Origin of the sequence: Neobacillus sp. NPDC093127, from assembly GCF_044754175.1 — a bacterium.
Classification (GTDB): domain Bacteria; phylum Bacillota; class Bacilli; order Bacillales; family Cytobacillaceae; genus Neobacillus.
Window position 1 is genome coordinate 449012 of sequence record NZ_JBIVOP010000002.1, and the last position, 10713, is coordinate 459724.

General features: G+C 41.4%; 9 protein-coding genes, 1 tRNA gene and 1 rRNA gene. 8 read left to right on the forward strand and 3 right to left on the reverse strand.

All coding sequences use genetic code 11. From position 1 onward, the window contains the following. Window positions 1-59 precede the first annotated feature (59 nt). Window positions 60-1727 carry a sigma-54 interaction domain-containing protein gene (locus tag ACIQCO_RS05365; protein WP_400426556.1) on the reverse strand — a complete coding sequence of 556 codons (1668 nt, stop codon included), beginning with the start codon at window positions 1725-1727 and terminating at the stop codon, window positions 60-62. Between the two features lie 169 nt (window positions 1728-1896). On the opposite strand from ACIQCO_RS05365, the gene ACIQCO_RS05370 reads away from it, so the two are divergent. From ACIQCO_RS05370 to ACIQCO_RS05395, 6 genes are all read left to right on the forward strand, one after another. Beyond that, entirely contained in the window at window positions 1897-3072 is a 1176-nt protein-coding gene (locus ACIQCO_RS05370) for an NAD(P)/FAD-dependent oxidoreductase (RefSeq protein WP_400426557.1), read from the forward strand. After that, a complete protein-coding gene (locus ACIQCO_RS05375) occupies window positions 3069-4106 on the forward strand; it encodes a proline racemase family protein (RefSeq protein ID WP_400426559.1) in 1038 nt (345 codons plus the stop codon). Before ACIQCO_RS05370 ends, ACIQCO_RS05375 begins: the two co-directional genes overlap by 4 nt. Then, window positions 4103-5056, forward strand: a complete 954-nt coding sequence (locus tag ACIQCO_RS05380; protein ID WP_400426560.1) for a proline racemase family protein — start codon at window positions 4103-4105, stop codon at window positions 5054-5056. The genes ACIQCO_RS05375 and ACIQCO_RS05380 overlap by 4 nt, the downstream gene beginning before the upstream one ends. 71 nt (window positions 5057-5127) lie before the next feature. Then, window positions 5128-6024: a 4-hydroxy-tetrahydrodipicolinate synthase gene (gene dapA, locus ACIQCO_RS05385; RefSeq protein ID WP_400426561.1), complete on the forward strand. Its 897-nt coding sequence runs from the start codon at window positions 5128-5130 to the stop codon at window positions 6022-6024. 86 nt (window positions 6025-6110) lie between these two features. After that, complete coding sequence (locus ACIQCO_RS05390; RefSeq protein WP_400426563.1) at window positions 6111-7115, forward strand: proline racemase family protein; 1005 nt, start codon at window positions 6111-6113, stop codon at window positions 7113-7115. Window positions 7116-7169: 54 nt separating this feature from the next. After that, window positions 7170-8147, forward strand: coding sequence for an ornithine cyclodeaminase family protein (locus ACIQCO_RS05395; RefSeq protein ID WP_400426564.1), 978 nt, complete (start codon window positions 7170-7172; stop codon window positions 8145-8147). 119 nt (window positions 8148-8266) lie between these two features. Here ACIQCO_RS05395 and ACIQCO_RS05400 read toward each other — a convergent pair. Both ACIQCO_RS05400 and ACIQCO_RS05405 read right to left on the reverse strand, forming a co-directional pair. Then, window positions 8267-8339 (reverse strand) — tRNA-Ala (locus ACIQCO_RS05400). Window positions 8340-8424: 85 nt separating this feature from the next. Then, window positions 8425-9120 (reverse strand): MgtC/SapB family protein, encoded by a 696-nt coding sequence (locus ACIQCO_RS05405; protein ID WP_400426565.1) that lies wholly within the window; start codon window positions 9118-9120, stop codon window positions 8425-8427. Window positions 9121-9241: 121 nt separating this feature from the next. Here ACIQCO_RS05405 and ACIQCO_RS05410 point away from each other — a divergent pair, with 121 nt between their 5' ends. Together ACIQCO_RS05410 and ACIQCO_RS05415 are read left to right on the forward strand one after the other, a co-directional pair. Beyond that, window positions 9242-10144, forward strand: a complete 903-nt coding sequence (locus ACIQCO_RS05410; protein WP_400426566.1) for a DMT family transporter — start codon at window positions 9242-9244, stop codon at window positions 10142-10144. Window positions 10145-10526: 382 nt separating this feature from the next. Beyond that, window positions 10527-10713, forward strand: a 16S ribosomal RNA gene (locus tag ACIQCO_RS05415); the annotation flags it as partial.

Consider the following 10713-nt stretch of genomic DNA (forward strand, 5'->3'; position numbering starts at 1 on the left):
TAATTTTTCTTATATAAAATTATTATGCAATAATCGTACCAACTTTGAGGGGAGAAGGATTAATCTATCCCGAGACGTTTCAATCGATTGTATAAGGTGGCCCTTGTGATGCCAAGATGTTTAGCACATTCCATTTTGTTCCCGTCGACAATCTTCAACGCTCTTTCGATTACTTTTTTCTCGTGCTGGTCCATTTCTTCCTGCAGCGATAAAATGGTATCATCCTTTTCTTCTGGCGTATTGGATGAAATCATCCCGTTGTTTTCAAGGCTTAGGCTGCTTGTGGAAAACGGTAAATAATCTTTTTTAATTACTCCATCAGTCGCAAAGACAACGAGCCGTTCAGTAATATTGCGAAGTTCCCGAATGTTACCTGGCCAATGATAACGGAGCAGTTCCTGCATGACATCTGGTGAAAATTCATAAATCGGGCGTTGATAGCGTCGTGAAAAATCATTTAAAAAGAAATGGGTCAATTCGATAATATCTTCGTGCCGCTCTCTTAAAGGTGGAATGTGGAGACTGACGACATTTAAGCGATAATATAAATCTTCCCGGAAGCGGCCTTCTTGCATTAATTCATGCAAATCACGGTTCGTAGCAGCAATCACCCGAAAATCGGCAATGATTTCTTTTTCACCGCCAACGCGGTAATATTTCCGCTCCTGCAACACTCGCAGCAGCTTTACCTGCATTTCAAGCGGCATTTCGCCAACTTCATCAAGAAACAACGTCCCTCCTTTTGCCAGTTCTATTTTTCCCTTTTTCCCTTTTATATCGGCACCGGAGAAGGCGCCGCGCTCATATCCCAATAACTCACTTTCAAATAATGAAGCGGGTATGGCACCGCAATTAATTGAAATAAACGGAGCTTTCGGCTCTTCGCTCGCTTCATGAATGGCCTTGGCAAACACTTCTTTTCCAACACCGCTTTCACCTAATATCAGCACGGTTGATTTAACCGAACACACTTTTCTAGCCAGATGAACCGTTCTTTGAATGGAAGCACTTTTCCCTTTGATGGAATGAAACGGATCAGTTGAGTCCTTATATTTGGCTACTTCTTGTTCTAAACGGTGCATTTCGGCGGACATGTTAAATAATTTTTCGTTGAGTACGACTTGATTGGTGACATCTGTTTCTGAAACGACTGCACCGATAATCCGGTTGTTATAGTAAATCGGGTTAGAGTTAATTAAAACAAACAAATCTGACCGGGGCCGATGGTACTGGCCTGTAATTCGTTTTCCATTATCCAGTGTTTGCAGGATTTCAAGTTTATTGGGATCGAAAAATTCGGAAATATGTTGACCGATGATGTCTTGTCTTTTGACCGAGAAAAGTTTTTCCGCACCTTCAGTCCATGTGCGTACTCGTGCATGATCATCAATGACCGTAATGGAGGCATCCGTTGTTTGAATGACTGCTTCATAAAATGCCTCTAATTGTTTGAAGGCATTATAAAGGAAATCGACCATTTGCGGAGCAGTTATACAGCCGGCAGGAAGGCCGAGGTTATCAAGAATAACAACCGCATCATGGCGATTAAAGGAATGAATCAGAGTATCGAAGGAATCGTCCTCCTTGATAACTTTGCAGGGAATGGCTGCTGCCTTTTTGGAATGTCGATAAAAAAATTCTCCATTTGTCTGTTCAATAATCAGGTCTTCAAGCGATGGTTTCCAACGTTTCATTATTACTTTTACCGGCGGTAATGAAAATGCCATAATATCCTCCATATGTGTAAAAATTTCTGAACACTGTAAAAATAATTATACATAATATATTAAAAAAATTAAAATATTTATACAATTCAATAAACCGCATAATGATTTTGGTTTGGCACACAAATTGCATCCTTAAAAAGAAGACAATCAATCGAATGGAGGAAGGTACGTGAGGCATTGTGACGTTTTAGTCATTGGCGGGGGGATTATTGGCTGTTCGATTGCCTATTATGCTTCTAAGTATGGCAGAGATGTAACCATCATTGAAAAAGGGGAATTTGTCAGCGGCACGTCTTCACGTTGTGACGGGAATATTTTGGCGATTGATAAAGATCCTGGCTTTGACAGTCAGATGTCTTTGTTCAGCCAGCGTTTAGTAGATGAATGGAGCAAAGACTTGGGAAACTCTTTTGAGTATAGGGCCCCGGGAAGCATTCTTGTTTGCGAGTCAGATGAAGAGATGGAAGCGGCCAAACGCTGGGTCGACCGCCAGAAAGCTGCCGGCCTTCCATTCAGAATGCTCGACCGCCAGGATATCCGCCAGGAATCTCCTTACTTTGCAGATGACTTGTTAGGGGGATTGGAATGCGCGACAGATTCAACAGTCAATCCCTATCTGCTTGCTTTTACGCTCCTAGAGGAAGCGAAAAAACAAGGAGCAAAGGCGTGGAAGCAAACCGAAGTAAAGCAAGTGAAAAAAGAAGAAAATGGCACATTTACTGTCGATACGTCAAACGGAGTGTTTACCGCCGACCATGTCGTCAATGCAGCTGGGGTATGGGCACCAAGAATCGGAGAGATGCTTGACCTTTCGATACCGATCGAACCAAGAAAAGGACATATTATCGTAGCTTCAAGGCAGCAGCATGTCGGATCCCGCAAAGTGATGGAATTTGGTTACTTGATTTCTAAATTCGGCGGGGTGCGCCGTGTCGACCCAATAACGGAAAAATATGGAGTAGCCCTTGTTTTCGAACCAACGGAAAGTCAGAACTTTTTGATTGGAAGCAGCCGGGAATTTGTCGGCTTGAACACAAAGGTAAACAATGAGGTCATCAAATGCATTGCTAATCGTGCCATCCGCTTTTATCCGAAAATGGCGGATATGATGGTGATTCGTTCGTATGCAGGCTTAAGGCCATGGACAGAAGACCATTTGCCAATCATTTCCCGCGTCGAGGGCATCCCAAATTATTACATTGCCGCAGGTCATGAAGGGGATGGAATTAGCTTAGCAGCCGTGACAGGGAAAATTATCGAAGAACTGATTAATGAGAAAGAAACTTCGATACCGATTGAACCTCTTCGTTTTGAACGTTTTAAAGAAAGGGTGATAACAGGGTGAAGGCACAGAAAGTATTTACAACGATTGATACACATACAGGCGGGAATCCGACAAGGACGGTCATTAGCGGTCTCCCGGAATTAGTGGGAGAAACGATGTCTGAAAAAATGCTTTATATGAAAGAGGAGTATGACTGGATTCGCAAACTATTAATGAACGAACCGCGCGGCCATGATGTCATGTCTGGAGCTTTGCTCACGAACCCATGTCATCCGGAAGCGGACATCGGTGTGATTTACATAGAAACAGGAGGCTATTTGCCAATGTGCGGTCATGACACAATTGGTGTATGCACGGCTTTAGTAGAGTCAGGACTAATCACCGTTCAAGAGCCAGTCACTTCGTTAAAATTGGATACACCTGCTGGGCTTGTGGAAGTAGAAATTGCTGTAGAAGGAGGCAAAGCGAAAGAGGTGTCCTTTTGCAATGTTCCTGCTTTTCTTTTAAAAAGTGTTTCCGTTGACGTCGAAGGGATTGGACAAGTGGATGCAGATATTGCCTACGGCGGAAATTTTTATGCGATCATTGATGCTAAATCGGTCGGGCTGGAATTAATACCAGAGAATGCTTCGCTTATTATCGAAAAAGCTATCACCATCCGAAACACAATTAATGAAAAAACAGAGGTTGTTCACCCTAAATATCCATTCATTCGCGGGCTCACCCATGTTGAATTTTATACCAACCCAACACATAAGGATGCCGACGTGAAAAATACAGTTATTGTCCCTCCAGGGGGAATTGATCGTTCACCGTGTGGAACCGGCACGTCTGCCAAACTAGCTGTGCTTTATGCCAATCAAAAAATTGCCCTCGGCGAAGAATTTGTTCATGAAAGTATTGTCGGCTCGTTATTTAGAGGATCCATCCTTGAAACTACCAATGTGGAAGGTGTAGAGGCAGTGGTGACAAAAATTGCCGGATCCGCTTGGCTAATGGGCATGCACCGGTTCTTTTACCATAAGGAAGATCCGCTTAAAGAAGGGTTTCTGCTCATTCCCCCGATGGAACATGAAACGGAGGACGTGAAATGAAGATTCAAAAAGTGTACTCAACAACGGATGTCCATGTAGCCGGCGAGGCGTTCCGCATTATTCATAATGTACCATTTATCCATTATCAGAGCCTGGAGCAGCTGTATGAAAAGTTTCCGAAAATGTATGAAGAGGAGAAAAACCTATTATTAAATGAGCCTCGTGGGTTCGCTGGATTAAATGGCTGCCTCGTCCTTCCGCCGATTAGCCCGGAAGCAGATGCAGCAGTGCTCTTTTTTAACCATGAGGGAACGGTCCCTGTTCATTACGGCGGCATCGTCGCTGTGATTACGGTTTTATTAGAATGCGGTCATTTGCAAACAAATGAAACAGGTGAATACAAAATCGAAACGGTCACCGGTGTGATCTCCATTACCGCCATCGTCGCAGAGGAAGAAGTCGTTTCTGTAAAGCTGGAAAGCGATCCGTGTCAAGTGATCCAACAAGATGTCCCGCTCGCACATTCACGTTTAAACACAAAGTTTTCCCTCGTGCAAGCGGACTTAGTCTATGCAGTGTTTGAGAAGCGCAATCTTCCTGTAGAGATTCGGGTGGAGGACCTATCTGAATTAAAAAGCTGGGCACGTACGGTGTTTCAGGCACTTGATTCAGAGGTCCAGGTACAAGCAGCCATTTTACTAGATGATTCTGCATTAGATGTGGGGCGAATTAAATCAATTACGTTCCGAGAGGATCAATTTATCGTTCGTTCACCTGGCTTTGGACCAACGCTCGCGTGTTATACAAGTTTACTAGCTAAGGGAGCATTGCGTTCAGAGCAAGGACTTGTGAATGAAAGTATTTTCGAAAGCCGCTTGGCAGCAAAAGTTGCTGAAAAAACAGAGAATGGTTATCAGTTTACCGTGACAAGCCGTGGTTTCATTACAGGTTTACAAACATTTGTATTAGATCCGACAGATCCTTTAGCAGCTGGGTTTTTATTAAAATAATTTTTAAAATTGGATTCTATTAAATTAGAAAAATACTAATCTGATATAAAAACTTTGAGGAGGGGATGAACATGACAACAATTAAAGGAGCATATCCCGTTTTGATTACACCCATGAATGAGGCGCAGGAGATTGACTGGGCCGGAGTGAAAAATAATGTGAACTATTTCGTGAATCAAGGCGTCGCAGGGATTGTGATCAACGGCAGTACCGGAGAATTCGTGAGTTTATCAAAAGAAGAAAGGTATCAGATAGTTGAATTGGTTATGAAGGAAGTTAACGGCCGTATTCCAGTAATTGTTGGAACAGCTGCGGAAACAACGAAAGAAACCATTGAGTACACGAAACAAGCTGAAGCACACGGTGCTGATTGTGCCCTGATTATTAACTCTTACTATTGCAAACCGAAGGAAGAAGAAATTTTCTTCCACTTTAAAGAAGTTTCTAATGCCGTGAATGTGCCGATTATGCTTTACAATAATCCGTTTACATCCGGTGTCGATATGAGCACAGAGCTGATGCTTAAAATTGGAAAAGAGTGTGAAAGAGTCACACATATTAAAGAATCAAGCGGCGATATCCGCAAAGCACGAGATTTAGCAAGAGATGGGAAAGGCGATTTTGAAGTTTTCTGCGGCTCAGAAGATTTGGTCATGGAGTCCTATTTGGTCGGGGCAACAGGCTGGATTTCCGTCGCGGGGAACATTGTACCAAAGCTCGTGACAGACATGTTCAACCATTTTCAAAATGGTGAGCTAGAACAGGCATGGGCGCTCAATAATAGCATTTTACCGCTATGTACATTCCTTGAAGGGTCAGGGAAATATGTGCAAATTGTTAAACGTGCGATGGAGTTAAATGGCCATGCAGGAGGACCCTCCCGGTATCCGCGTTTAGGATTGACACCTGAGGAAGATCAAAAACTTAAAGACATTTTAGCGGGCTTAACGGTCGTTTCAAGAGCATAAATACTTACGCAACTGAAGACATCATACTTTTAGGTTAAATCAATTTTATAAAGCGTGAATAAGCAAAATCCAGAGGAGGAAAGAATATGAATTTCAGTAAAATGTTCACGACAGTTGATATGCATGTTTACGGTGAACCATTACGGATTATTACCGGTGGTCTGCCAGAAATAAAAGGCAGCACTCAATTGGAAAGACGGGCATACTGCATGGAGCATTTGGATCATTTACGCGAGGTTCTTATGTATGAACCTCGCGGACACCATGGCATGTACGGGTGTATCATTACACCGCCAGCAAGTTCGCATGCCGATTTTGGCGTATTGTTTATGCATAATGAAGGATGGAGCACCATGTGCGGCCATGGAATCGTTGCTGTTGTTACATATGGGATTGAAACAGGGATGTTTGATATGTCAGCTGGCGAAGAAAAGTTTGTCATAGACAGCCCCGCCGGAGAGGTCATTGCCTATGCAACATACAATGGAAACCAAGTGGAATCCGTTTCATTTGAAAATGTTCCTTCCTTTGTTTATAAAAAGGATGTTCCAGTTAAAATTGAAGGACATGAATTTCAAGTCGATATCGCTTTTGGCGGAGCCTTTTATGCAGTAGTAAATAGTAAAGAATTCGGTTTGCAAGTAAATTTTAAAGATTTACCTGAGTTACAAACATGGGGTGGAAAAATCAAACACTATATTGAAAGCAATATGGAAGTGAAGCACCCGCTTGAGCAGGATTTAAAAGGAATATATGGTGTTATATTTTCTGATGAGCCAAAAGGAGAAGGCGCTGACCTACGGAATGTGACCATCTTTGCAGATGAGCAAGTCGATCGATCCCCTTGCGGAACAGGGACATCAGCCAGGCTGGCTACATTAGTAGAGCAAGGAGTTATAAAAGAAGGCGATAGTTTTGTTCATGAGTGTATTACTGATGGACAATTTATTGGTGAAGTGCTGTCGAGGACAATGGTAGGAGAATTTGAAGCCATTGTTTCAAAGGTGACGGGCCAGGCATTTATCACCGGCTTCCACCAATTTGTTATTGATCCAAGAGATCCATTGAAACAAGGGTTTTTATTGGCTTAAGTTTTTTCAATAGTGAATGCCCAGTTCCAGAAAAGCAGAGAGGGATGGGAAAGCATGCTAGTGATTAATGCAGAGGAACAGAAGAGTTTAATAGATATGAATGAAGTGATTGAACATGCAGCTAGTGCTCTAAAAGAGTTTTCGGCGTCAAGGACGGTGACCCCAATCCGTGCGGCATTGCCATTCTATGATTCTCAAAATACAGCATTAGTGATGCCCTCGGTAGCTGAAAGGCTTGGCACATGGGGAATAAAAGTTGTAACAGTGGCACCAAACAATCCAAAAATAGGAAAGAAAACAATAAACGGACTTGTCATGCTATCAGACTTTGAAACAGGAGAGCCGCTTGCACTTTTAGAAGGGTCCTATCTAACGATGGTCCGTACTGGTGCCTTAAGTGGGGTGGCGACAAAATATTTAGCACGGGAGGATGCAAAAACATTATCTGTTATTGGCACTGGGGGACAAAGTGAAGGGTTGGTTGAAGCCGTACTCGCTGTTCGGGATATTGAAAGAATTATCGTTTCTAACCGAACTAGACAAAAAGCAGCCGAGTTTGCTGAATACATTACGAAGAAGTTCAATAAGAATGTTCAAGTATATTCAGACCCAAATGAAGCAGTACGTGAAGCGGATATTATCGTCACGGCAACAAACTCTTCTGCGCCCGTTTTTACTGAAATCTTAAAAACGGGTGTTCACGTGAATGCAATCGGTTCATTCAAACGTTCGATGCAAGAACTTCCGTCCCATGCCATTTCCACAGCTGATAAAGTAGTGGTGGAATCAAAAGAAGCGGCCTTAGAGGAGACCGGAGACTTGCAAATCCCGATTAACGAGGGGGTTTTTAAGGAAAGTGATATTTATGCAGAGTTAGGGGAAATCGTCAGCGGAAAACGATGCGGAAGAGAGAGCAACCAAGAAATAACGATATTTAAGTCAGTCGGACTGGCTGTTGTTGATATTGTAACAGCAAAATATGTTTACGAAAAAGCGATTCAAAACGGACTAGGGACTCGAATTCGCTTGTAAGTAAGCGTATATATTGCATTGATAGAGGAGTGTTTTTATGAATGATCAGTATCAAGTGATAGAAACACAAAAAAAGACACGTCATTGTTGATATGACGTGTCTTTTTTTGTGTTATGTATGGAGACTAGGGGGATCGAACCCCTGACCTCTTGCATGCCATGCAAGCACTCTCCCAGCTGAGCTAAGCCCCCGTGTTTGGTACAAGGAAAATTATATCCGTAATTACCTATTCTTGCAAGAGGGAATTTATAAAAAGAAGAAAGAAATTTTTGGTACTTAACGCATGCTTTCTACTTCCACTTTCTGCACCCCTTCTAATTCTGAAATAAAAAAATATACATCAGTTGTTTTTTCCCGATAATCTACAGCTACTAATATTTGCACAAGATGATCGCCATTGTCTAAATCCTTAATACGAATCCTCCGAATAATATACTTTTTCTCCATAATAAAAGAGATTGCTTTATCGATTTGAATCTTTTCCTTAATAAAGAGTTGGAGCATGATTTCTTTTTCCCTTAATTGTTTAGGACCAATGAACTTCACTAAATAAGGAATTAGCTCAACACTTATAATAAGCAGGGCCACACCAGCAAATGCTTCTATAAAAAATCCAGCCCCCACTGCAATCCCGATTCCTGCCGCTCCCCAGATCATCGCAGCCGTCGTAAGCCCGGATATGCTGTCATTGCCTCTTCTTAGAATGACTCCCGCACCTATAAAGCCCATCCCTGATACAATCTGAGCTGCCAACCTGAGCGGGTCCATTGTAATTTTAACATGGTCAGAATCGGGGAACATATAAGCTGATTCGATTGAAACAATTGTCAGTAAGCAGCTTACAGTGGAAATAACGAGGCTCGTCTTTAAGCCGACTGGTTTTCTTTTAAGTTCGCGTTCTAGACCGATTATTAATCCGAAAACAGCAGAGATTCCCAACTTAATTAAAATTTCAATATCAATACTATTCATATGAATTCACGTCCATTGTCAAATTCTACTGATATAATGTTTTTTTATAGAAAAAACTATTTGGTACCTGTAAAATAATGAAATCAAACTGAATGATTATTATAGTATAAAGGAGTTCATCATGGAAGAATCAAAAATTAATCCTTATGCAGTGCTGGCGGTTGGTGTGATTTCAGTTTCAGCATCGGCCATTTTTGTAAAGCTGAGTTCAGCTCCATCAGGAGTTATTGCTTTTTACCGTTTATTTTTTTCTGTCCTATTCATGCTTCCTTTTTTCTTAACGAAATATGTTTCTGAGTTTCGCCATATCACGAGAAAAGACTGGTTTTTTTCTGCAATTGCAGGAATATTACTGGCATTCCATTTTATCCTGTGGTTTGAGTCCTTAAACTACACGTCGGTTGCGAGTTCGACAGTCCTTGTTACCTTACAGCCCTTATTTGCGTTTGTGGGAACTTATATTTTCTTCAAGGAGAAATTTTCGAGTAAGGCGATTATCAGCGGCATCATTGCTGTAGCTGGGAGTGTCATTATTAGCTGGGGAGACTTCCAAATTAGTGGGAATGCATTAATTGGAGATTTACTTTCCCTTATTGCCTGTGCATTCATTACAGCCTATTTATTGTTTGGTCAAAATGTTCGAAAAAGGCTATCACTTATTACATATACATTTATTGTCTATTTTATGAGTTCAATAACGCTTTTAATTTATTCCTTGGCAGCAGGTCAACCATTATTTCCATATCCAACACAAGATTGGGTCTATTTTATCTTGCTTGCCCTTATCCCAAATTTACTTGGGCATACCTTGTTCAATTGGTCGTTAAAGTGGCTCAGCACCTCGACCATTTCGATGGCGATATTATTCGAGCCAATCGGAGCCGCATTTCTCGCCTACTTCTTATTAGACGAAAATGTGGTTTGGACCCAAGTTCTAGGCGGATTAATTGTAATTGGAGGAATTCTGCTATTTGTCATTGATGAAAGGAAAAAAGTGAAATTAAATAAAATAGTGGAGGAATAATAATCTTAGGATTGAATGCAAATGATATTCATCTGAACATGATAGATGATTGCAATAAACGTTTTGAAAAACTTTTAAAAACTATATTGCAATCATTATTTTTTCGTGTTATATTAAATCTTGTCCTCTTCGAGAGAGTCAAACAACGAAATAAGAAATTTTAAAAAGTTGTTGACATTACGAAGTTGGATATGATAAATTAATGAGGTCGCTTTAAAGCGACCAATTAAAAAAGAGAGTACAAGCTTTCGGAAAATCAATAAGGTTTTTCGATTGGTAAATACATTGTTCTTTGAAAACTAAACAAACAAAAACGTCAACAAACAATATTTTTTAGTTTTTTTATAAAACTAAGCCAACGTAACAAATGAGCTAATCAACTTTCTTGGAGAGTTTGATCCTGGCTCAGGACGAACGCTGGCGGCGTGCCTAATACATGCAAGTCGAGCGAATCTTTGGGAGCTTGCTCCTATTGGTTAGCGGCGGACGGGTGAGTAACACGTGGGCAACCTGCCTGTAAGACTGGGATAACTTCGGGAAACCGGAGCTAATACCGGATAATTCATTTC